This window comes from Paracoccus sp. TRP, from assembly GCF_000185925.1.
Taxonomy (GTDB): domain Bacteria; phylum Pseudomonadota; class Alphaproteobacteria; order Rhodobacterales; family Rhodobacteraceae; genus Paracoccus; species Paracoccus kondratievae.
In genome coordinates this window covers 58,588-78,527 of record NZ_AEPN01000006.1, presented here as the reverse complement: position 1 = coordinate 78,527, position 19,940 = coordinate 58,588, and the positions used below count along the sequence as shown (strand labels likewise).

Here is a 19,940-nt window from a genome sequence, read left to right as displayed (position 1 = left end):
CATGAACGGGGTTTTGCGCTGGCAGGGCGGCTGGCATCAGGCCGCACCGCCCCCGGCGCCGCAGGAATGCCCCGTCGCCATTGTCATCGACGGCATGAGTCAGGCGGTGCTGATGGCGACGCCGCATGACCTGCGCGACTTTGCTTTGGGGTTTGCGCTGACCGAGGGGCTGATCGCCTCGCCCGAGGATGTCGAGGGGTTTGACGAAGCCGAGGCCCCGGCCCGCGGCTTTCCCGCATGCGAGGCACGGCTGTGGCTGCGTCCCGGCCTGTCAGCACGACTGGCCGAGCGTCGGCGCAGCATGATTGGCCCGGTTGGTTGCGGGCTGTGCGGCGTGGACAGTATCGAGGCAGCTTTGCCCGAGATCGTGCCCGTCAGTTCGGACTGGTCTATGCCGCCCGAACAGGTGGCAGAGGCCATGGCCGCGCTGACCGAAGGGCAGATCCTGCGCCGCCAGACCCCGGCGATTCATGGCGCGGCCTTTTGGGATGGTGCCCGCGCCATCACCCGCGAAGATGTTGGCCGTCACAATGCGCTGGACAAGCTGGCCGGTGCCCTTGCCGTTGCGGGACAGGCGGCGGGGCAGGGTGCGATTGTCATGTCCTCGCGCCTGTCGGTCGATCTGGTGCAAAAGGCTGCCCGTATCGGTGCGCCCGTTTTAATCGGTGCAAGCGCCCCGACCGCGCTTGCGCTTGACTGGGCTGAACGCGCGGGCATCACGCTGATCGCACGCTCGCGGCAGGACAGTTTTGATCTTTACACCCACCCCTGGCGTATCGCCGGAAGTTCAGGTTTGAGATGACCGAGACCATGACCCATAACAAGCTGATCCGTATGGCGACCCAGATGGCAGATTTCTTTCGCAGCCAGCCTGATCGCCCCGCGCCTGAGGCTGTCGCCGCCCATATCAACGATTCCTGGTCGCCCCGCATGCGTCAGGACTTTGTCGAACAGATCCGTGCCGGTGCCGAGGCCGATCCGGTGGTGCGCGAGGCGGCGGATCTCATTCGCATCTGATCGGTGCAGGTGCGCTTTTTGCCTCTGCCGCCCAAGCTTTCGGCGTGATAGCGTGACGGCATGGCACAGCTACCTTCCCGGCAAGAGATTCTCGACTGGGTGTCCGCCCACCCGGACGCCACCGCCAAGCGCGATATCGCCAAGGCTTTTGGGATAAAGGGGGCGGCGCGGATCGAGCTCAAGCGTATTCTGAAAGAGCTTGAGGCCGACGGTCTGCTAGAACGCCGCCGCCGCCATTACCATGATGCCGAGCGTCTGCCTCCGGTGACGGTGGTGCAGCTTTTGCCGCCCGATCGCGATGGCGACATCTTTGCCAGGCCGCTGGAGTGGCAGGGTGAGGGGCCGATGCCGCGCATCCTGTACGCAGCTCTTAAATCCGACCCGGCGGTCGCGCCGGGTGAACGCATCCTAGCCCGGCTGATCGAGACCCGGGGCGAGGATCATGATTATCAGGCCCGGCTGATCCGCCGCATCGGCACGGTCCAGCACCGCATCGTCGGCATTTTTCGCGCCTCGGCGGGCGGTCCCGAGGCGGGGGGGCGTATTCTGCCCATCGACAAGGGGCAGGATAAGGAATGGCAGGTGCGCCCCGGCGACGCCCATGGTGCGCAAAGCGGCGAACTGGTCGAGGCCGAACAGGTCGGCCCGCGCGGCCGTCTTGGCCTGCCCATGGCACGCATCGTCGAACGGCTGGGCGACCCTTCGGCGCCCAGGGCGGTCAGCCTGATCGCCATCCATCAGCACGGCATTCCCGATGATTTCCCCGACGACGTGATCGCCGAGGCGGATGCCGCCAGCCCCGCGACCATGAAGTCACGCGAGGATCTGCGCCATTTGCCATTTGTCACCATTGATCCCGTTGATGCCCGCGACCATGACGATGCCGTCATGGCCGAGACGCATGAGGACGGCGGTGCAACAATCTGGGTCGGCATCGCCGATGTGGCGCATTACGTCCGCCCCGGCTCGGCCCTTGATCGTGAGGCACGGCTGCGCGGCAACTCGACCTATTTCCCTGACCGGGTGGTGCCGATGCTGCCCGACGTCCTTTCAGGGGATCTTTGTTCGCTGCATGAAGGCATTGACCGGCCGGTGATCGCCGTGCGTATGCGGCTGGATGCGCAGGGCAACAAGGTCAGCCACAGTTTTCATCGCGGCATGATCCGTTCGGCCGCGAGCCTTAGCTATGAGCAGGCGCAGGCAGCGGCGGACGGCAACCCTGATGAGCAGACCGGCCCGCTGATCGACAGTGTGATCCGCCCGCTTTGGGCTGCCTATGCGCTGCTGAAGGCCGCGCGTGAGCGTCGCCAGCCGCTGGAACTTGACCTGCCCGAGCGTCGGATCGAGCTGACTGCTGACGGGCGTGTCAAATCGGTCAACTTCCGCGAACGTTTTGACGCGCACCGGCTGATCGAGGAATTCATGGTGCTGGCCAATGTCGCCGCCGCCGAAGAGCTTGAGCGTCTGCGCCGTCCGCTGCTTTATCGCGTGCACGAAGAGCCGACGGTGGAAAAGCTTGATGCGCTGCGCGAGGTGGCCGAGGCTTCGGGCTTTACCCTTGCACGTGGACAGGTCCTGCAGACCCGGCATCTGAACCGGCTGCTGGAACAGGCCGAGGGATCAGAGTTCGATGAGCTGATCAATATGACCGCGCTGCGTTCCATGCAGCAGGCCTATTACCACCCCGAGAATTTTGGTCACTTTGGACTGGCGCTGCGATCCTATGCGCATTTCACCTCTCCCATCCGTCGCTATTCGGACCTGATCGTGCATCGCGCACTGATCACCGGCCATAAATGGGGCGCTGACGGGCTGTCGCCGCAGGATATCGAGCGACTGTCCGAGACAGCGCAACATATCTCGGAAACCGAGCGCCGTTCGATGGCGGCCGAGCGGGATACCACTGACCGCTATCTTGCGGCCTATCTGGCTGATCGGGTGGGGGCCGAGTTTACCGGTCGGGTCAGTGGCGTGCAGCGGTTCGGCGCTTTCGTACGGCTGGACGAAACCGGGGCGGACGGGCTTTTGCCGATCCGCGAGATCGGGCGAGAGTATTTCCATTATGACCCCGATGCGCAGGTGCTCATGGGGTCAGAGACGGGGCTGGAGATCGGTATTGGTCAGCGGGTCACCGTCCGGCTTTCCGAGGCGGTGCCGGTGACCGGCGGTCTGATGCTTGAGTTGCTGGAGGTCGAGGGTCGGCCGCTGCCGCAAAGCGGCCGTCGCGGCGCAGGCAAAGGGCCGATGCGCAAGCGTGCGACCCAGGCCCGGCTGGCTGAAATCAAGCGCGCGCAAAAACGCCGCCGCGTCCGCCGCCAGCGCTGAAACGCGCCAGACCTCGCAGCGATCTGATAATGAATGGGGCGGCCCGGTGGACCGCCCCTTGTTGTTTTCCCTGTCAGACTTTCGCCGTCAGTGTTCAGCCGATGGCGGCGGCGCGAACGTCGTCGTCGATCTTGTCGGCGTATTGGGCAAAGTTGTCGCTGAACATGCTGACCAGTTTGCGTGCCTGGGCATCATAGGCCGCAGGATCGGTCCAGGTCTGGCGCGGATCAAGCAACTTGTCCTCGACGCCCGGGACCGAGACCGGAACTTCGAAGCCGAAATTCGGGTCCTTGCGGAATTCGGCATTGTTCAGCGAACCGTCCAGCGCAGCGGTCAGCAGGGCACGGGTAGCCTTGATCGGCATGCGCTTGCCGGTGCCGAAAGCGCCGCCGGTCCAGCCGGTGTTGACCAGCCAGCAGGTTGCGCCGGTCTTGGCGATTTTTTCCTGCAGCAGCTTGCCATAGACCTCGGGGCGGCGCGGCATGAAGGGCGCGCCGAAGCAGGTCGAGAAGGTCGGGGTCGGTTCGGTCACACCGACCTCGGTGCCCGGGGTCTTGGAGGTAAAGCCCGACAGGAAGTGATACATCGCCTGCGCCGGGGTCAGCCGCGCGATCGGCGGCAGCACGCCATAGGCGTCGCAGGTCAGCATGATCACGTTCCTGGGCTGACCACCCAGCGAGCTTGCCGAGGCGTTCGAGATATAGTCCAGCGGATAGGCGCAGCGCATGTTGTCGGTGATCGAGTTATCCTCGAAGTCCAACTCCAGCGTGTCCGGATCAAAGACCATGTTTTCGATCACGGTGCCGAATTTCGAGCAGGTGGCATAGATCTCGGGCTCGGCCTCGGCCGACAGGTTGATCGTCTTGGCGTAGCAGCCGCCCTCGAAGTTAAAGATGCCGTGGTCGGACCAGCCGTGCTCGTCATCGCCGATCAGCGTGCGCGAGGGATCGGCCGACAGCGTGGTCTTGCCGGTGCCCGACAGGCCGAAGAAGATGGCCGAGTCATCGGGATTGCCGATCGCGTGGTTGGCCGAGCAATGCATCGGCATCACGCCTTTTTCCGGCAGGATGTAGTTCAGCAGGGTAAAGACCGACTTTTTGTTTTCGCCGGCATAGGCGGTGTTGCCGATCAGGATCAGCTTCTTGTCGAAGTTCAGCGCGATCACCGTTTCCGAGCGGCAGCCGTGTTTCGCCGGATCCGCCTTGAAGCTGGGGCAGTTGATGATGGTGAACTCGGGCACAAAGCTTGCAAGCTCGGCCAGTTCGGGGCGGCGCAGAAGGTGGCGGATGAAAAGCCCGTGCCAGGCCAGTTCGGTCACGACCCGCACGTCAAGGCGCAGGGCAGGATCCGCGCCGCCGTAGAGGTCCTGAACGTAGTATTCCTTGCCCTTCATATGCTCAAGCATATCGGCGTGCAGGCGGTCAAAGGCCTCGGGCTCCATCGGGCGGTTGTTTTCCCACCAGATGGTGTTTTCGACCGAAGGGGTGCGCACGACATGTTTGTCCTTGGGCGAGCGGCCTGTATGGGCGCCGGTCGAGACAAGGAACGTGCCGCCCAGACCCAGCCTGCCTTCGCCGTGCTGGATCGCAGCTTCGATCAGCGCCGGTTCGAGCAGGTTGTAGTGGACTTTGCCGAGCCCCGTGATTCCCTGGTCTTCGAGACGGCAATTCGGATTGACGCGCGGTTCGGTCATGGCACCTGTGCTCCTGCTTAATTCCGGGCCGGCAACCGGCCGTTGCGCGTCCTATAACACGGCATTTCCCCGGCGAAAGTGCAGTTATGGACAGGGTTAGCGCAATCAGGAAAGGTTAGCGCAATCATTTGCCCGGCCGTAGAGTTGTCCATAAGAAAACGTCACAAAGCCAAGCCGTCCACGCGCGAAAACCGGGGTGATTCGCCCCCGACGAATGAGGTGCCCGCGATGATCCTGCATGCGTCCTGCATCGCCCATTCCGGCAGGGGGCTGCTGATCCTTGGCCCCTCGGGGTCTGGAAAATCGACGCTCGCGCTTGAGTTGATGGCATTTGGCGCGGAGCTGGTTGCCGATGACCGCACCATTCTGAACGTCCGGCAGGGCCGGATCATCGCCGATGCCCCCGATTCGATTCGTGGCCGGATCGAGGCGCGCGGGGTCGGTATTCTGAATGCGCAGGCCCATGGCCCGGTCGAACTGGCACTGGCGGTGGATCTTGAGCGGCCCGAGCCCGACCGCCTGCCGCCCGATCGCCACATTGAGCTGATGGATTGCCGCTTGCCTCTTGTCCTTGGCGCGGGGCAGGTCCATCTTGCGCCGATGCTGCTGCAATATCTTATCGCCGGCAGGGCCGATACGGATATGCACGGGAGGTAAGAGCCAAGCGATGCCGGAGGCCAACAGCCCCACCGAGACCCATGAAGAAGAAGCGCAGCGGCTGGTACTGATCACCGGCCCGTCGGGTGCCGGGCGCTCGACCGCGATCAACGTGCTTGAGGATCTGGGCTACGAGGCCATCGACAACCTGCCGCTGTCGCTGGTGCCCCGGCTGCTGGATGGCCCGACGCGGCCTGTGCCCCTGGCGCTGGGGCTGGATGTGCGCAACCGCGACTTTTCGGTCTCAAACCTTATCGAGTTGATCGACCGGCTGACCCGGCTGCCCGAATATGCGCCCGAAGTACTGTTTCTGGACTGTTCGACCGAACAGCTTCTGCGCCGCTTTAATGAGACCCGCCGCCGCCATCCGCTGCGGCTTGAGGGCTCGCCGCTGGAAGCGATTGTGGCCGAACGTGACATGCTCGCCCCGATCCGGGCGCGCGCCGATGTGCTGGTCGATACATCAGAGCTGTCGCCGCATGATCTCAAGGCCGAGCTGTCGCGCTGGTTCGAGACCGAGCCGGGGCGCAGGCTGACCGTCTCGGTCCAGTCATTTTCTTACAAGCGGGGCGTGCCGCGCGGCGTCGACATGATGTTTGACTGTCGCTTTCTGTCGAACCCGCATTGGAAGCCGGAATTGCGACCTCTGGACGGGCGTGATGCGCCTGTTCAGGACTATGTGATGGCCGATCCGCGATTCGACGAATTCTTCCGTCGCGTCCGTGATCTTGCACTTTTTACCCTGCCTGCCCATCTTGAGGAAGGTAAAGCCCATCTGGCAATCGGCTTTGGTTGCACAGGGGGGCGACACCGTTCTGTCACAATGGCGGAAAAAATGGCAGATGCGCTTGCGAAAGCAGGCTGGCAGGTGTCAATTAGACATCGGGAACTTGAACGCCGTGAAAAGGCGCCGGCACCTTGGGATGATGGCCAGGTTTTGGCCTCTCGCACGGCCCGGGCGCAGGGTTGACGGCTGTGCGTGGTGAGGCGAATTGATAGGGATTGTCATCGTGGCGCATGGGGGCCTGGCCCGGGAATATCTCTCGGCGGTCGAACATGTTGTGGGGCCCCAGACCGGAATCAGGGCCGTGGCGATCGAGGAAAACCATGACCGTGGCGAAAAGCAGGCCGAAATATGTGCCGCTGCCGACGCGGTGGATGCGGGCGACGGCGTGGTCGTGGTGACGGACCTGTTCGGCGGCTCGCCTTCGAACCTGTCGCTGATGGCTTGTGCGGCGCGCAACCGGGCCATTCTTTATGGGGCCAATCTGCCCATGCTGGTCAAGCTGGCCAAGTCGCGCAAGTTGCCGGTCGCCGATGCGGTGTCGCTGGCCAAGGATGCGGGCCGCAAGTATATCAACAGCTATGACGTCGTGCCCGCCGATGTGCTGCCCATCCCGAAACGTGCCTTTTCATGAATGATATGACCAACGGGGCGATTACCCGCGAACTGGCGATCATCAACGAAAAGGGCCTTCACGCCAGGGCCAGCGCAAAATTCGTCGAGACGGTTGAGCGTTTTGATGCACGGGCGACCGTCGAAAAAGACGGGATGTCGGTTGCAGGCGATTCGATCATGGGCCTTTTGATGCTGGCCGCTCCGCGCGGCAGTGCCATTCGCGTCACGACAACCGGCGCACAGGCGAAAGAGCTTGCCGATGCGCTGACCGCCCTTGTCGAGGATTACTTCGGCGAAGGCATGTAAGGGCCGGACATGGCCCGCGCGTCCTACCATCACGGCAATCTGCGTCAGGCCCTTGTCGAGGCCACGGTACAGCTGATCGAAGAGAAGGGCCCGCAGGCCTTTACTCTGGCCGAAGCTGCGCGTCTGGCCGGTGTCAGTGCCGCCGCGCCCTATCGCCATTTCTCTGGCCGTGACGAATTGCTGGAAGAGGTTGCGCGGCAAGGGTTCGATGAGTTCTCGGAACGTCTGGACGATGCTTTCGACAATGGCAGGCCGACTCCGCTGACCGCCTTTCTGCGCATGGGGCAGGCCTATCTGAGCTTTGCCGCTGAAAGGCGCGGCTTTTACATCGCCATGTTCGAATCCGGTATCTCGATTGCGGGTAATGCCGGACTGGCGCAGGCGTCCGAGCGTGCGCGTGGGATGCTGGTGCGTGGTGCCGAGGTTTTGTTTCGTCAGCTGCCCGAGGGTCGCCGCCCACCGCCCGGCATGGTCGCCGATCATATCTGGGCGCTGAGCCACGGCGTGGTCGAGCTGTTTGGCCGGGGCAAGCCCGGCTCACGTTCGCCCGTTGCGCCTGCGGATATGCTGGAAAGCGGGGCGCTGATCTATCTGCGCGGTCTGGGCGTCATCCCTGAGTGAAAAAAAATTAGCCGAAAGTCTTGACCGGGGCTCGTTGCGCGCCATCTATGTAAATGTAATTAACATTTACATTGGAAAGGGACCGCAATGAACACCTACATAGCCCCGCGCCCTTCTGTCTTCGACCGGATCGGGGCAGTGCTCGCCGGCGTCCGGGACTGGCTGGACGAGCGCGGAAAGGGCGCCTGGATCGCTGCAATGATCCTGGCCTTTGTCGCCTGCTGGCCCCTGGGCCTGGCTATCCTGGGTTACATGATCTGGAGCAAACGGATGTTTTCCTGCCGCCATCGCCACCACTCTGCCCGCAGCTATCGTCACGGTTTCTCTGCGCCGACCGGCAATAGCGCCTTTGACGCCTATCGCGAGGAAACGCTGAAGCGGCTTGAGGACGAACACCGCGAGTTTCTGGACTTTCTGCAGAAGCTGCGCGAGGCCAAGGACAAGGCCGAGTTCGACCAGTTCATGCAAAACCGCAACGAGCCGCGTGAGCCGCAGGCCTGAGGCGACGGTCAAGCAATGCAAAAGGGCCGGGAAAACCCCGGCCCCTTCTTTTTTACAAAGATCGGCTCAGTAGGAATATTCGGCGTAGATGCGGTTCAGATCGCCCGCCCATTCGCCGTGATATTTCTCAAGCAGCTCATCGGCCTGGACCTTGCCGTTCTCGACGCTTTCCTTGAGCGTGTTAAGGAAATGCGTCTCATCCGGCACCAGCCCGCCCGAACCGGCCCGTGCCCGCGCCTTAAGCCCTGCTTCGGCGATGTTCAGCACCTCGCGGGCAAGATCGCGCATCCGGGTGCCGTTCACCTCGGCATCAAGCGCGTGAACGCCCGCGCCGCGCCGCCATGCCTCGCGCGTTTCATGATCCCAGCCCTTGACCAGATCCCAGGCCGCGTCCAGTGCCGTCTGGTCATAGATCAGCCCAACCCATAGTGCGGGCAGGGCGCAAAGCCGCCGCCACGGACCGCCATCGGCGCCGCGCATCTCGATGAACTTCTTGACCCGGGCTTCGGGAAAGACGGTGGTCAGGTGGTCGGCCCAATCCGACAGCGTCGGGATCTCGCCCGGCAGTGCTGGCAGACGGCCTTGCAAAAAGTCGCGGAAGCTCTGCCCCAGCGCGTCGATATATTTGCCGTCGCGATAGACGAAATACATCGGCACATCCAGAACGTAATCGACCCAGCGTTCATAGCCGAACCCGTCCTCAAAGACGAAGGGCAAAAGCCCGGTGCGGGCATCATCCAGGTTTTGCCAGATATGCGCACGCCAGCTTTTCCAGCCGTTCGGCTTGCCGTCGAGGAAAGGCGAATTGGCGAAAAGCGCATTGGCGACCGGTTGCAGCGCCAGCGCCACACGCAGTTTCTGCACCATATCGGCCTCGGATGCGAAATCGAGGTTCACCTGCACGGTGCAGGTGCGATACATCATCTGCGTACCAAGAGTCCCGACCCGTCCCATATAGTCGGTCATCAGCCGGTAGCGGCCCTTGGGCATCATCGGCATCTGTTCCTGGGACCAGATCGGGGCTGTGCCCAGACCAATAAAGCCCGCGCCCAGATCGTCGGCGACGCTTTTGACCTCGGCCAGGTGCTGGTTCACCTCGTCACAGGTCTGGTGAATGGTTTCCAGGGGCGCGCCCGACAGCTCAAGCTGCCCGCCCGGTTCCAGGCTGATATTGGCGCCGTTACGCTCCAGCCCGATGATGTTGTCCGCCTCAAGTACCGGGGTCCAGCCAAAGCGCGCCTGCAACCCCTCCAGCATGGCTTTGACAGAGGGCTGTCCTGCCGGGGCCTCATAGGGCAGGGGCATATGGTCGGAATGGCGGTAGCCAAATTTTTCATGCTCGGTGCCGATGCGCCATTTCTCGCGCGGCTTTTCACCCGAGGCGATATATTCGGCCAATTGTGCGGTGTGTTCGATCGGGCCGCCGCCCTGTTGGGGAATGGACATCGGTGGCCTCTCGTTTGCCTTTGCGTGTCACAGGTGGCAAGTGCCGCGTCTCAAGTCAAGCGGGTGCGAGCCGGCCTCGTCCAAACGGTCTGGATTGTTGGACTTTCCGGCCCGAGCGCGGCAGCAAGCCGGCCCATCTCGACCCCCGGCAGGGTCGAGAAGGCACCGGCCAGATCTTCGGCCCCGGCTGCATCGACCGGGATCAGCAGCGCCTGCCCATCCGCGCTTTTCAGCCGCCAGTGCAGGCGGCTGCTCAGACGGGTCAGCCGGATCTCGTTCAGTTCGCGCAGTGCTATTTCGCCACCGAGCAGCGGGTTGGGGGACATGTAACGGATCGCGCCTTCGTCAAGCTCGACCACGCCGGGTCCCAGCGTGGCATGACGAAAACGCATTCGGCGCCGCGCATCGAGCGCCCAAAGAGCCGAAGCCCCCGCCAATCCCGCGCCCAAGGGCCAAAAGAGCCACCCGCCCAACGAAAAGACCCAGAGACCAAAGGCGGTGGCAAGCAGCGCAGCGCCGGTTTCGGCCCAGGGGCGCAGTTTTTCGGCTAGTTCGGGCCGGATCATTCCAGATCCAGAACCATGTCCCGATGGGGAATGCCGGCGTCATCATATTCCGGCCCATAGGCGACAAAGCCCAGCTTTTCGTAAAAGCCGATGGCATGGGTCTGGGCGCCCAGCTTGGCGCGAGTAATGCCGGGCAGTGTGCGCAATTCCTCAAGCGCCGCGCGGATCAGTGCCGCGCCGACCCCTGTGCCGCGGGCAGATTTCCGCACCGCGACGCGGCCGATCTTGCCGGTCTTTCCCTCGATCAGGATGCGGGCGGTGCCAATTGCGCGGTTCTGTGCATCGCGGGCAAGCAGGTGTAGCGCCTCGTCGTCGCGCCCGTCCCACTCTTCATCTTCGGACACGTTCTGTTCGAGGATAAAGACTTCGCGGCGGATGTCGCGACAGGTGTCAAGATCGGTGGTCTTTTCGATCATGAGAAATAGCTCTCCAGAACACGGCGATAGATACGGGCAAGCTGGCGTACCTGATCGGCGGGGACACGTTCATCAACCTGATGCATGAAATGTCCGACCAGTCCGAATTCAAGGACCGGACAGTGATCTTTTATGAACCGCGCATCCGAGGTGCCGCCCGAGGTGGACAGCACCGGATCAATCCCGGTTTCCTCGCGCACGACACCCGTGACCAGATCGACAAAGGGGCCGGGCCGGGTCAGGAAGCTTTCGCCCGACACCTCGGCCGAGATGGCAAAGCTGATGCCGGTCTCGGCCGAAATCGCCTCGGCCCGCGCGCGGATCATCCTGTCAAGGCTGCCCGAGTCATGGGCGTCGTTGAAGCGGATGTTGATCGTCGCCTGCGCCCGTTCGGGGATCACGTTCGAGGCCGGGTTGCCGCAATCGACCGTCGTAACCTGAAGGCCCGAAGGATCGAAATGCTCGGTCCCGTGATCAAGCGGTGTCGAAGTCAGCCCATGCAGCAGCCGCACCAGCGCGTGGATCGGGTTGCGGGCGCGATGGGGATAGGCGGCGTGGCCCTGAACGCCTTGCGCCTCGATCCGCAGGGTCATCGAGCCTCGTCTGCCGATTTTGATCATCTCGCCCATACGGTCGGGGTTCGAGGGTTCGCCGACGATGCAGACGTCCATGCGTTCATCATTGGCCTGCATCCAGTCGAGCAGCGCACGGGTGCCGTGCCTGCCCGGTCCTTCTTCATCGCCGGTGATCGTCAGGATAATCGACCCGTCCTTGGGCGGGGTTTGGGTCACAAAGGCGATGGCGGCGGCGGCAAAGGCCGCAACGCCCGATTTCATGTCGGTGGCGCCCCGCCCCCAGATCCAGCCATCCTCTTCGTGTCCGGAAAACGGCGGGTGGGTCCAGCTGGCCAGATCGCCCGGAGGCACCACATCAGTGTGACCGTTAAAGCCAAAGCTGCGCGCCGCGCCCTTTTTTCCCCAGCGAGCAAAAAGGTTTGGCACCCCCTCACGATCCACCCGCTGGCAGGTGAAACCTGCCTTGCTCAACACCCCGGCCAAAAGGGTCAGCGCGCCGCCCTCATCAGGCGTGACCGAGGGACAGCGGATCAGGTCGGCGGTCAAACGGGCGGGGTCGGGGATCGTCGTCATGGCGGGGCCTTTCGCTTTTGGACTGTGGTTACATCGCCGGGCCTGCAAGCTCCAGCGCGCGCCGCAGCAGGTTTGCCCCGGTCAGCACCAGAAGGATCAGCGTCCAGCGGCGGAACTGATTCACGTCCAGCCGGTCATGTGCCAGATAGCCCAGCCACATGCCAATCAGCGCCGGGATGACCAGAATGGCGGAAAAGGGCAGGGTCTGCGCATTCAAAAGCCCAGATTGCAGATGCGCGCCCGTCAACGCGATCGCACCGATAAAGAACACCACCCCCTGCGCGCGCATCTGTTCGTCCTTGGGGATTTGCAGCGACAAAAGCAGGACCAGCAAAGGCGGTCCCCAGATGCCCGAAATCCCGCCGATAAGGCCGCCGATTGCGCCGGTCACGATCTCCATCACGCGGCGATGATGCACCGGCAGGGCAAGGCTGCGGCCCATGATCTGCCACAGGGCAAAGGCGGTGATCGGCAGACCGATAAGCGCATACATCAGCCATTGCGGGATGCGGGTGGCGAAAAACGCACTGATGGGAATGAACAGCACCACCATGCCGACATGCCAGCGCCAGGCCACAGTCGTCTGCCATGCCGGTCCCCAGCCCTGGCGCAGCGCCTGGCGTATATTGGTGATCAGCACCGGCAGGATCACCGCCGCCACCGCCTGCTGGGCCGGTAAAAATGAGCCGAGCGCCGCCAGCATGATCATCGGCATGGCAAAGCCGATCGCCCCTTTGACAAAGCCGGAAAACAGCGTGATCGCCACAGCGATCCAGAAATGAAAGGCGTCAAGCCCGAACATCGCATCCGCCATGTCAGGATGCACCCGGCAGGCCCGGGCGGGACAAGAAAGCGGGCGGGGAAAGCAAAGGTTCGTGCATCGCCCGATCCATATCCCGCGCTGAAATCCGCTGCAAACGGTAAAGGCAGCTGACATGGGCGCCGGTCGGCAGGGACAAGCCGCATTGCGCCTGCGCCGTTTCCCGGCTTCTATGGCGCCAATGGCAGACAGCGGGGAAACATGCGGCAGGACGGGGCGGCCGAACGGCGGCTGATTGACAATATTCTTGAGGGGATGGCCCTGCGCTCGGCGGGGTTCATCGTCACCGTCTATGGCGATGTGGTGGTGCCGCGCGGTGGTGTGCTGTGGACCGGCACGCTGATCGAGGTTTGCGACCGGGTCGGCATCAGCGAATCATTGGTGCGCACCGCTGTTTCACGTCTGGTCGCCGCCCATCGGTTGCGAGGCGAGCGGATGGGACGGCGCAGCTATTACCGGCTGGATGCCTCGGCACAGCGCGAATTTGATCAGGCTGCCGGGCTGCTTTATCGGCCCGAGGTGCCGCCGCAGGGCTGGCAGATCCTCTATGCCCCCGATCTGGGCGAGGATGAGGCCCGCCGTCAGCGCATGGGCCATATGGGCGGGGCGGTGTTCGTCCGTCCCGACCGCGGCCAGCCGGTGCCCGAGGGCGCGCTGCTGTTTCGCGCCGCCGATCCGTCAGAGCTTGAGGGGCTGGGCCGCTTTTGGGACCTCTCGTCGCTGCATCAGCGTTATCGGGACCTGCTTGCCCGTTTCGCGCCCTTGGCCAAGGCTGCCGCAACGCTTTCGGATGAGATGGCCCTGATCGCGCGACTGCTGTTGGTCCATGACTATCGCGGCGTGTTGTTGCGCGATCCGCGCTTACCGCAAGCCGCCTTGCCGCCCGACTGGAAGGGACAAGAGGCGCGGGCGCTGTTTCGCAGCCTTTATCGTCAACTTACCCCGGCGGCCGAGCGCTGGATCGGCACCCATTTTGAGGGCAGCGAGGGCTTTCTGTCCGCTCAGACCACTGAAACCGAGGCGCGTCTTAACGACCTGTCAGGTGTAAGTGCATGATCCGGAATAATATTTTTTCCCGCCCAGAAACATTACACGATTCTCCAATAAACCTCTTTCTTTGTGATGTTTTGGGGTGTATAAACTGACCAATCGGTCGGCGAATTGGAGAATCGCCGGTCTTTCGTGAAAATGGGAGAGAGCATGCAGGACGCCTTCATCTGTGATGCGGTGCGCACGCCGATTGGCCGCTATGGCGGGGCGCTGGCCTCGGTTCGGGCTGATGATCTGGCCGCGCTGCCGCTGAAAGCGCTGATGGAGCGCAATCCGGGCGTGGACTGGTCGGCGGTTGATGACCTGATCTTTGGCTGTGCCAACCAGGCGGGTGAAGATAACCGCAACGTCGCGCGTATGGCGGTCCTGCTGTCGGGGATGCCCGTCGGCGTACCGGCGACCACGGTGAACCGGCTTTGCGGCTCGGGGATGGATGCGGTCGGTATGGCCGCGCGGGCGATCAAGGCGGGCGATTGCGATTTCGTCATCGCTGGCGGCGTCGAAAGCATGACCCGCGCCCCCTTTGTGATGCCCAAGGCGGAAACCGCTTTTTCGCGCAGCAATGCGGTCTATGACACGACCATCGGCTGGCGCTTTGTGAACCCCAGGATGAAGGCGCAGTTTGGCACCGACTCGATGCCGCAGACTGCCGATAATGTCGCGGCCGATTTTGGCATCAGCCGCGAGGATCAGGACGCCTTTGCCGCGCGCAGCCAGGCCCGTTGGGAGGCCGCGCAAAAGGCAGGAGCCTTCCGCGATGAGATTATTCCCGTCACTATCCCGCAGAAAAAGGGTGAGCCGGTCGTCTTTGACACTGACGAACATCCGCGCCCCGGCACCACGGCCGAGACGCTGGCCAGGCTTAAAGGCGTCAACGGACCTGATCTGACAGTGACGGCCGGCAATGCCTCGGGCGTGAATGACGGCGCTGCGGCGCTGGCGATCCTGTCGGGTGCTGCGGCAGAGCGGCATGGGCTGACGCCCAGGGCGCGCATCGTCGCCATGGCGGCTGCAGGTGTTGAGCCGCGCATCATGGGTATCGGACCAGCTCCGGCAGCGAAAAAGGTGCTGGCGCGCGCGGGACTGACCATCGACCAGATGGATGTGATAGAATTGAACGAGGCCTTCGCCAGTCAGGCGCTGGCAACGCTGCGGGATCTTGGTCTGCCCGATGACGCTGCCCATGTGAACCCGAACGGCGGTGCCATCGCGATAGGCCATCCGCTTGGCATGTCGGGGGCCCGGCTTGTGACGACGGCGATGTATCATCTGCATCGCACGGGCGGGCGCTATGCGCTTTGCACCATGTGCATCGGTGTCGGACAGGGCATCGCCGTCATTATCGAACGCGTGTGACCAAGGGGGAGAAACCAGCATGTATGCCCAGCTTGTCAAATCCGAAGGGATGAAAGCCCGCGAGGAGATGTCCCCCGAGGAGATCGCCTTTCAGGACCGCGTTGACCGCGGCGAAAAGATCGAGCCCAAGGAGTGGATGCCCGAGGGGTATCGCAAGACCCTGATCCGCCAGATCGGCCAGCACGCGCATAGTGAGATCGTCGGCCAGCTGCCCGAAGGGAACTGGATCACCCGCGCGCCCACGCTGGAACGCAAGGCGATCCTGCTGGCCAAGGTGCAGGACGAGGCCGGGCACGGGCTTTATCTTTATTCGGCGGCCGAGACGCTGGGCGTGTCGCGTGACGAGCTGATGGAGCTTTTGCACGCCGGTAAGATGAAATACTCCTCGATCTTTAACTATCCGACCCTGACCTGGGCCGATATCGGCGCGGTGGGCTGGCTGGTTGATGGCGCGGCGATCATGAACCAGGTGCCGCTGCAACGCACCTCTTTTGGTCCTTATTCCCGTGCGATGATCCGTATCTGCAAAGAGGAATCCTTTCACCAGCGCCAGGGCTACGCCATCATGATGAAGATGGCGCAGGGTACGCCCGAACAAAAGCGGATGGCGCAGGATGCGCTGAACCGCTTCTGGTATCCGGCGCTGATGATGTTTGGTCCCTCGGACAAGGACTCGGTGCATTCGGCCCAGTCCATGGCGTGGAAGATCAAGATCAACACCAATGACGAACTGCGGCAGAAATTCGTCGATCAGACCGTGCCGCAGGCGGAATATCTGGGCCTGACCGTCCCCGACCCCGATCTGAAGTGGAACGAGGACAAGGGCGGCTATGACTTCAGCGAGCCGGACTGGTCCGAGTTTTTTGAGGTCATCGCCGGCAACGGCCCCTGCAACAAGGACCGGCTGGGCGCCCGGATCAGGGCCTGGGAGGATGGCGCATGGTTCCGCGAGGGGCTGATGGCCCATGCCGAGAAACAGGCCGCGCGCCGCGCGCCCGTCGCCGCCGAGTAACCGGCCCTTTGGCCAGCAATGCGCGCAAGCCAGATTTAGGGAGAGAACAATGTCCAAGGAATGGCCGCTCTGGGAGGTCTTCATCCGGGGCCAGCACGGGCTGAACCACCGCCACGTCGGCAGTCTGCATGCGCCTGACGCCGAAATGGCGATCATGAACGCCCGCGACGTCTATACCCGCCGCAACGAGGGGGTTTCGATCTGGGTGGTGCGTTCGTCCGAGATCACCGCCTCCAGCCCCTCGGACAAGGGGCCGCTGTTCGAGCCCTCGAACAGCAAGGTCTATCGCCACCCGACCTTTTTCGACATCCCCGAAGAAGTGGGGCATATGTGATGCCGTCGCTGCCCGATATGACCACGCCCAATGTGGCGGATCTGGCGCGAGAGGCGGCGCAGACTGCCTCGGCCCATCCTGCGGTACCCCAGCCCGACGCCGGGCAGGAGGCCTTTTCCGAGATGCTGCTACGCCTTGGCGACAGCACGCTGATCCTTGGCCACCGCATCTCGGAATGGTGCGGCCACTCTCCGGCGCTGGAAGAGGATATCGCGCTGGCGAACGTGGCGCTGGACCTGATCGGCCAGACCCAGCTGTGGCTGAGCCTTGCCGGCGAGGTCGAGGGCAAGGGCCGCTCGGCTGACGATCTGGCCTATCTGCGGGACGCCTGGGATTTTCGTAACCTGCTGATCTGCGAGCGTCCGAACGGCGATTTCGGCCATACGCTGATGCGTCAGTTCCTGTTCGACGCCTGGCATCATGAACTGCTCAAGGCACTTGCGGCATCGTCCGATCCGCGTGTCGCCGAAATCGCGGCCAAGGCGGGCAAGGAGGTGGCCTATCACCTCGAACGCTCTTCCGATCTGGTCGTGCGGCTTGGCGATGGGACCGAGGAAAGCCACCGCCGCATGCAAGAGGCGCTTGATGATCTGTGGTCTTATGCGGGCGAGATGTTCATCGGTGATGCCAAGGATGCCGAAGTGGCGGCGCGTGGCATTGCGCCCGATCCCTCCAGCCTGCGTGCGGCATGGGATCAGACGCTACAGCACGTGCTGACCGAGGCGACCTTGCAGATCCCCGAAGGCAGTTTCGCGCATAAAGGTGGCAAACAGGGCATCCACACCGAGCATCTGGGCTATATCCTGTCCGAGATGCAGTTCCTGCAGCGCGCCTATCCCGGTGCAAGCTGGTAAGCCCATGGCCGCGCAGACCCAACCCGGCGTCGAAGAGGTCTGGGGCTGGCTCTCGGAGGTGCCCGACCCGGAAATCCCGGTGATCAGCCTGACTGATCTGGGCATTATCCGCGGCGTGGAATGGCAGGGCGATACGCTGGTCGTCCGGGTCACGCCGACCTATTCCGGCTGCCCCGCGACCAGTGTCATCAACCTGGATATCGAAACCGCGCTGCGCCGCCACGGCATCGAAAAGCTGCGGCTGGAACGCCAGCTTACCCCGCCCTGGACCACCGACTGGATCAGCCCCGAGGGCCGGGAAAAGCTGCGCGCCTATGGCATTGCACCGCCCGTGGACGGGACGGCGGCGGATGGGGTACTGGCCGGGCGTATCGCCCGGATGACCGGCACGAACCTCAAGATCGCCTGCCCGCGCTGCGGCTCGACCCATACTGAAGGGATCAGCCAGTTCGGCTCGACCCCCTGCAAGGCGAGCTATCGCTGCAAGGACTGTCTGGAACCCTTTGACTATTTCAAATGCATCTGAGAATGCGCCCCGCTTCAGGAAGGATACCCCCATGGCACGCTTCCATCCGCTGAAGGTCACCGACGTGCGCCGCGAAACGCGCGACGCGGTGGTCGTCACCCTGGCGCCACGTGATGAGGATCGTGCGCTGTTCGGTTTTGTTCAGGGCCAATACCTGACCTTTCGCCGCGATTTTGATGGCGAAGAGCTGCGCCGCAGTTATTCGATCTGTGCCGGCGTTGACGACGGCTGCCTGAAGGTCGGGATCAAGCGCGTCGAAGGCGGCGCCTTCAGCACCTGGGCGAATGAGAATCTGGTCCCCGGCGTCGAAATCGAGGCGATGCCGCCGATGGGCAAGTTCAACACCGAACTGAACCCCGTGGCCGAGCGCAGCTACCTCGCCGTCGCTGCGGGTTCGGGCATCACGCCGATCCTGTCGATCATCAAGACGGTGCTGGCGCGCGAACCGAAATCGCAGTTCACGCTGATCTATGCCAACCGTCAGGCCAGCTCGATCATGTTCCGCGAGGAGCTGGAGGATCTCAAGAACCTCTATCTGGGCCGGTTGTCGGTGCTGCATGTGCTTAAGGCCGAATCGCAAGAGATCGAGCTGTTCTCGGGTCGTATTGATGCCGAAAAGATGGCGGCGCTGTTCAGGCACTGGATCGACCCCAAGGCGCTGGACACCGCGTTCATCTGCGGGCCAGAGGGGATGATGCTGACCGTTGCCGCCTCGCTGCGCGACCATGGTCTGCGGGACGATCAGATCAGGTTCGAGCTTTTTGCCAGCAGCCAGCCGGGCCGGGCCAAGGCGCGGGTGGTGTCGCGCGGGGCCTCGGGTGCCGATGGCAACGGTGTCGCGGGGACGGTGACGCTCGACGGGGTGACGCGCAGTTTCCAGATCGCGCGCGAGGGCGAGACGATCCTGGACGCCGCGCTCGCCAATGACATGGACGCGCCCTATTCCTGCAAGGCCGGCGTCTGTTCGACCTGCCGCTGCAAAGTGCTTGAGGGCGAGGTCGAGATGATGGTGAACCACGCGCTTGAGGATTACGAGGTCCGCGCCGGCTATGTCCTTAGCTGTCAGGCCCACCCGATCAGCGACCGCGTCGTCGTCAGCTACGACGAATGATCCGCAGGGCAGGGAGGAAACAATGTCCGACACCATGAATATCGAGGACTACCTTGCCCAAGGCGGCATCATGACCGCACCGGGCAACGTCCCGCCCCGTTATCGCGGCGAGCTTTTGCGGCTGATGTCGTCTTTTGTGGACAGCGAACTGGCTGCCTCTGCCGGGTTTGCCAATGCGATCAACTTTGCCCCCGGCATCAAAGAGCGCATCGCCGCCAGCCGCATCACCCTTGAAAAAGCCGATCATGCCGAACGGGTTCTGCGGGTGATGGGCGATTTTGGTACCGATATGGCGCGCTATCAGGCCAGCCATGACTGGTCCGCCCGGGTCCCGCGCGAGGCCGATCTGGGCGCGGCCCGCCGCCCGGGCGATATGCGGCTGTCAGTCTTTCACTATCCGATCACTGGCTGGACCGATGCGGTGGTGATGAATGTGCTGCAGGGTCTGGCGACCGGCGTGCAGATGACCGAACTGACCCGGGTCTCATATGGTCCGCTGGCCGAGGTCTTTCGCGAAATCGCCCCGCGTGAGGCGCGTCATGCCGAACTGGGGCTGGAGGGTCTGGCCCAGATTGCCGCGACCGAAGAGGGGCGCGCCGAAGCGCGTGCCGCCGTCGCCTATTGGCGGCCCCGGGTGGCTGCAGGATTCGGCCTGACGCAATCGGACCGCTATGACACTTTGGCGCGCTTTGGCCTGCGCCACAGTCCCAACGCGGCGCTGCTGTCGCGATGGGAGGCGCTGGCCTCTGAACATCTGGCCGCTTTCGGCCTGTAACCGGCCT

23 protein-coding genes are annotated in these 19,940 nt (G+C 63.2%); 17 read left to right on the top strand and 6 right to left on the bottom strand.

The features are described from left to right. Position 1 precedes the first annotated feature (1 nt). The 3 genes from fdhD to rnr are packed head-to-tail and all read left to right on the top strand — an operon-like array spanning position 2 to position 3,342. Positions 2-802 (top strand): formate dehydrogenase accessory sulfurtransferase FdhD, encoded by an 801-nt coding sequence (gene fdhD / locus PARACOCCUSGL_RS0105605; protein WP_010394026.1) that lies wholly within the window; start codon positions 2-4, stop codon positions 800-802. Then, on the top strand, positions 799-1,017 hold the full coding sequence (locus tag PARACOCCUSGL_RS0105600) for a formate dehydrogenase subunit delta (protein WP_010394025.1): 219 nt from the start codon (positions 799-801) through the stop codon (positions 1,015-1,017). The genes fdhD and PARACOCCUSGL_RS0105600 overlap by 4 nt, the downstream gene beginning before the upstream one ends. A 60-nt stretch (positions 1,018-1,077) precedes the next feature. After that, positions 1,078-3,342, top strand: a complete 2,265-nt coding sequence (gene rnr, locus PARACOCCUSGL_RS0105595; RefSeq protein WP_029371584.1) for a ribonuclease R — start codon at positions 1,078-1,080, stop codon at positions 3,340-3,342. A 94-nt stretch (positions 3,343-3,436) separates the two neighbouring features. Here rnr and PARACOCCUSGL_RS0105590 read toward each other — a convergent pair whose 3' ends face one another. Continuing rightward, positions 3,437-5,035 carry a phosphoenolpyruvate carboxykinase gene (locus tag PARACOCCUSGL_RS0105590; RefSeq protein ID WP_010394022.1) on the bottom strand — a complete coding sequence of 533 codons (1,599 nt, stop codon included), beginning with the start codon at positions 5,033-5,035 and terminating at the stop codon, positions 3,437-3,439. Between the two features lie 228 nt (positions 5,036-5,263). On the opposite strand from PARACOCCUSGL_RS0105590, the gene PARACOCCUSGL_RS0105585 reads away from it, so the two are divergent. The 6 genes from PARACOCCUSGL_RS0105585 to PARACOCCUSGL_RS0105560 all read left to right on the top strand — a co-directional run bounded on the left by PARACOCCUSGL_RS0105585 (position 5,264) and on the right by PARACOCCUSGL_RS0105560 (position 8,519). Further along, positions 5,264-5,692: an HPr kinase/phosphorylase gene (locus tag PARACOCCUSGL_RS0105585; RefSeq protein WP_010394021.1), complete on the top strand. Its 429-nt coding sequence runs from the start codon at positions 5,264-5,266 to the stop codon at positions 5,690-5,692. 10 nt (positions 5,693-5,702) lie between these two features. Continuing rightward, positions 5,703-6,662, top strand: coding sequence for an RNase adapter RapZ (gene rapZ / locus PARACOCCUSGL_RS0105580; RefSeq protein WP_010394020.1), 960 nt, complete (start codon positions 5,703-5,705; stop codon positions 6,660-6,662). Positions 6,663-6,684: 22 nt separating this feature from the next. Further along, positions 6,685-7,110: a PTS sugar transporter subunit IIA gene (locus PARACOCCUSGL_RS0105575; protein ID WP_029371582.1), complete on the top strand. Its 426-nt coding sequence runs from the start codon at positions 6,685-6,687 to the stop codon at positions 7,108-7,110. Beyond that, a complete protein-coding gene (locus PARACOCCUSGL_RS0105570) occupies positions 7,107-7,397 on the top strand; it encodes an HPr family phosphocarrier protein (RefSeq protein WP_010394018.1) in 291 nt (96 codons plus the stop codon). Before PARACOCCUSGL_RS0105575 ends, PARACOCCUSGL_RS0105570 begins: the two co-directional genes overlap by 4 nt. A gap of 9 nt (positions 7,398-7,406) precedes the next feature. Then, the gene (locus tag PARACOCCUSGL_RS0105565; RefSeq protein WP_010394016.1) at positions 7,407-8,018 is read left to right on the top strand and encodes a TetR/AcrR family transcriptional regulator; all 612 of its coding nucleotides are present in this window, start codon (positions 7,407-7,409) and stop codon (positions 8,016-8,018) included. 87 nt (positions 8,019-8,105) lie between these two features. Continuing rightward, complete coding sequence (locus PARACOCCUSGL_RS0105560) at positions 8,106-8,519, top strand: DUF2852 domain-containing protein (protein ID WP_010394014.1); 414 nt, start codon at positions 8,106-8,108, stop codon at positions 8,517-8,519. 66 nt (positions 8,520-8,585) lie between these two features. On the opposite strand, the gene PARACOCCUSGL_RS0105555 is transcribed toward PARACOCCUSGL_RS0105560, so the two are convergent. Genes PARACOCCUSGL_RS0105555 through PARACOCCUSGL_RS0105535 form a run of 5 tightly spaced genes read right to left on the bottom strand, consistent with a single transcriptional unit; the run spans position 8,586 to position 12,909 of the window. Then, on the bottom strand, positions 8,586-9,965 hold the full coding sequence (locus tag PARACOCCUSGL_RS0105555) for a glutamate--cysteine ligase (protein WP_010394011.1): 1,380 nt from the start codon (positions 9,963-9,965) through the stop codon (positions 8,586-8,588). A gap of 50 nt (positions 9,966-10,015) precedes the next feature. Then, positions 10,016-10,531: a hypothetical protein gene (locus tag PARACOCCUSGL_RS0105550; RefSeq protein ID WP_010394008.1), complete on the bottom strand. Its 516-nt coding sequence runs from the start codon at positions 10,529-10,531 to the stop codon at positions 10,016-10,018. Further along, on the bottom strand, positions 10,528-10,947 hold the full coding sequence (locus PARACOCCUSGL_RS0105545; protein ID WP_010394006.1) for a GNAT family N-acetyltransferase: 420 nt from the start codon (positions 10,945-10,947) through the stop codon (positions 10,528-10,530). Before PARACOCCUSGL_RS0105545 ends, PARACOCCUSGL_RS0105550 begins: the two co-directional genes overlap by 4 nt. Further along, positions 10,944-12,095 carry a succinyl-diaminopimelate desuccinylase gene (gene dapE, locus PARACOCCUSGL_RS0105540; protein ID WP_010394005.1) on the bottom strand — a complete coding sequence of 384 codons (1,152 nt, stop codon included), beginning with the start codon at positions 12,093-12,095 and terminating at the stop codon, positions 10,944-10,946. Before dapE ends, PARACOCCUSGL_RS0105545 begins: the two co-directional genes overlap by 4 nt. 28 nt (positions 12,096-12,123) lie before the next feature. Beyond that, on the bottom strand, positions 12,124-12,909 hold the full coding sequence (locus tag PARACOCCUSGL_RS0105535; RefSeq protein ID WP_010394002.1) for a sulfite exporter TauE/SafE family protein: 786 nt from the start codon (positions 12,907-12,909) through the stop codon (positions 12,124-12,126). Positions 12,910-13,116: 207 nt separating this feature from the next. On the opposite strand from PARACOCCUSGL_RS0105535, the gene PARACOCCUSGL_RS0105530 reads away from it, so the two are divergent. The 8 genes from PARACOCCUSGL_RS0105530 (at position 13,117) to PARACOCCUSGL_RS0105495 (ending at position 19,933) form a co-directional block, all read left to right on the top strand. Continuing rightward, positions 13,117-13,971: a PaaX family transcriptional regulator C-terminal domain-containing protein gene (locus PARACOCCUSGL_RS0105530; RefSeq protein ID WP_010394000.1), complete on the top strand. Its 855-nt coding sequence runs from the start codon at positions 13,117-13,119 to the stop codon at positions 13,969-13,971. 144 nt (positions 13,972-14,115) lie between these two features. Further along, positions 14,116-15,321, top strand: a complete 1,206-nt coding sequence (gene pcaF, locus PARACOCCUSGL_RS0105525) for a 3-oxoadipyl-CoA thiolase (protein ID WP_010393998.1) — start codon at positions 14,116-14,118, stop codon at positions 15,319-15,321. Positions 15,322-15,340: 19 nt separating this feature from the next. Then, the gene (paaA, locus tag PARACOCCUSGL_RS0105520; RefSeq protein WP_010393996.1) at positions 15,341-16,333 is read left to right on the top strand and encodes a 1,2-phenylacetyl-CoA epoxidase subunit PaaA; all 993 of its coding nucleotides are present in this window, start codon (positions 15,341-15,343) and stop codon (positions 16,331-16,333) included. Positions 16,334-16,382: 49 nt separating this feature from the next. Next, positions 16,383-16,667, top strand: a complete 285-nt coding sequence (gene paaB, locus PARACOCCUSGL_RS0105515) for a 1,2-phenylacetyl-CoA epoxidase subunit PaaB (RefSeq protein WP_010393994.1) — start codon at positions 16,383-16,385, stop codon at positions 16,665-16,667. Then, positions 16,667-17,521 (top strand): 1,2-phenylacetyl-CoA epoxidase subunit PaaC, encoded by an 855-nt coding sequence (paaC, locus tag PARACOCCUSGL_RS0105510; RefSeq protein WP_010393992.1) that lies wholly within the window; start codon positions 16,667-16,669, stop codon positions 17,519-17,521. The genes paaB and paaC overlap by 1 nt, the downstream gene beginning before the upstream one ends. 4 nt (positions 17,522-17,525) lie before the next feature. Beyond that, entirely contained in the window at positions 17,526-18,047 is a 522-nt protein-coding gene (gene paaD / locus PARACOCCUSGL_RS0105505) for a 1,2-phenylacetyl-CoA epoxidase subunit PaaD (protein ID WP_010393988.1), read from the top strand. A 31-nt stretch (positions 18,048-18,078) separates the two neighbouring features. Continuing rightward, entirely contained in the window at positions 18,079-19,158 is a 1,080-nt protein-coding gene (gene paaE, locus PARACOCCUSGL_RS0105500; protein WP_010393985.1) for a 1,2-phenylacetyl-CoA epoxidase subunit PaaE, read from the top strand. A 22-nt stretch (positions 19,159-19,180) separates the two neighbouring features. Beyond that, positions 19,181-19,933: a Phenylacetic acid catabolic protein gene (locus PARACOCCUSGL_RS0105495; RefSeq protein ID WP_010393983.1), complete on the top strand. Its 753-nt coding sequence runs from the start codon at positions 19,181-19,183 to the stop codon at positions 19,931-19,933. Positions 19,934-19,940: the final 7 nt, after the last annotated feature.

What these genes read in the sequence shown, in the direction of transcription:
- dapE (WP_010394005.1), bottom strand. Translation starts at nt 12,095, where the DNA reads ATGACGACGATCCCCGACCCCGCCCGTTTGACCGCCGACCTGATCCGC.
- PARACOCCUSGL_RS0105570 (WP_010394018.1), top strand. Translation starts at nt 7,107, where the DNA reads ATGAATGATATGACCAACGGGGCGATTACCCGCGAACTGGCGATCATC.
- PARACOCCUSGL_RS0105495 (WP_010393983.1), top strand. Translation starts at nt 19,181, where the DNA reads ATGTCCGACACCATGAATATCGAGGACTACCTTGCCCAAGGCGGCATC.
- PARACOCCUSGL_RS0105555 (WP_010394011.1), bottom strand. Translation starts at nt 9,965, where the DNA reads ATGTCCATTCCCCAACAGGGCGGCGGCCCGATCGAACACACCGCACAA.
- PARACOCCUSGL_RS0105545 (WP_010394006.1), bottom strand. Translation starts at nt 10,947, where the DNA reads ATGATCGAAAAGACCACCGATCTTGACACCTGTCGCGACATCCGCCGC.
- PARACOCCUSGL_RS0105535 (WP_010394002.1), bottom strand. Translation starts at nt 12,909, where the DNA reads ATGGCGGATGCGATGTTCGGGCTTGACGCCTTTCATTTCTGGATCGCT.
- PARACOCCUSGL_RS0105565 (WP_010394016.1), top strand. Translation starts at nt 7,407, where the DNA reads ATGGCCCGCGCGTCCTACCATCACGGCAATCTGCGTCAGGCCCTTGTC.
- PARACOCCUSGL_RS0105590 (WP_010394022.1), bottom strand. Translation starts at nt 5,035, where the DNA reads ATGACCGAACCGCGCGTCAATCCGAATTGCCGTCTCGAAGACCAGGGA.
- paaD (WP_010393988.1), top strand. Translation starts at nt 17,526, where the DNA reads ATGGCCGCGCAGACCCAACCCGGCGTCGAAGAGGTCTGGGGCTGGCTC.
- PARACOCCUSGL_RS0105560 (WP_010394014.1), top strand. Translation starts at nt 8,106, where the DNA reads ATGAACACCTACATAGCCCCGCGCCCTTCTGTCTTCGACCGGATCGGG.
- rnr (WP_029371584.1), top strand. Translation starts at nt 1,078, where the DNA reads ATGGCACAGCTACCTTCCCGGCAAGAGATTCTCGACTGGGTGTCCGCC.
- paaB (WP_010393994.1), top strand. Translation starts at nt 16,383, where the DNA reads ATGTCCAAGGAATGGCCGCTCTGGGAGGTCTTCATCCGGGGCCAGCAC.
- paaC (WP_010393992.1), top strand. Translation starts at nt 16,667, where the DNA reads ATGCCGTCGCTGCCCGATATGACCACGCCCAATGTGGCGGATCTGGCG.
- PARACOCCUSGL_RS0105600 (WP_010394025.1), top strand. Translation starts at nt 799, where the DNA reads ATGACCGAGACCATGACCCATAACAAGCTGATCCGTATGGCGACCCAG.
- PARACOCCUSGL_RS0105585 (WP_010394021.1), top strand. Translation starts at nt 5,264, where the DNA reads ATGATCCTGCATGCGTCCTGCATCGCCCATTCCGGCAGGGGGCTGCTG.
- paaA (WP_010393996.1), top strand. Translation starts at nt 15,341, where the DNA reads ATGTATGCCCAGCTTGTCAAATCCGAAGGGATGAAAGCCCGCGAGGAG.
- fdhD (WP_010394026.1), top strand. Translation starts at nt 2, where the DNA reads ATGAACGGGGTTTTGCGCTGGCAGGGCGGCTGGCATCAGGCCGCACCG.
- PARACOCCUSGL_RS0105530 (WP_010394000.1), top strand. Translation starts at nt 13,117, where the DNA reads ATGCGGCAGGACGGGGCGGCCGAACGGCGGCTGATTGACAATATTCTT.
- rapZ (WP_010394020.1), top strand. Translation starts at nt 5,703, where the DNA reads ATGCCGGAGGCCAACAGCCCCACCGAGACCCATGAAGAAGAAGCGCAG.
- paaE (WP_010393985.1), top strand. Translation starts at nt 18,079, where the DNA reads ATGGCACGCTTCCATCCGCTGAAGGTCACCGACGTGCGCCGCGAAACG.
- PARACOCCUSGL_RS0105550 (WP_010394008.1), bottom strand. Translation starts at nt 10,531, where the DNA reads ATGATCCGGCCCGAACTAGCCGAAAAACTGCGCCCCTGGGCCGAAACC.
- pcaF (WP_010393998.1), top strand. Translation starts at nt 14,116, where the DNA reads ATGCAGGACGCCTTCATCTGTGATGCGGTGCGCACGCCGATTGGCCGC.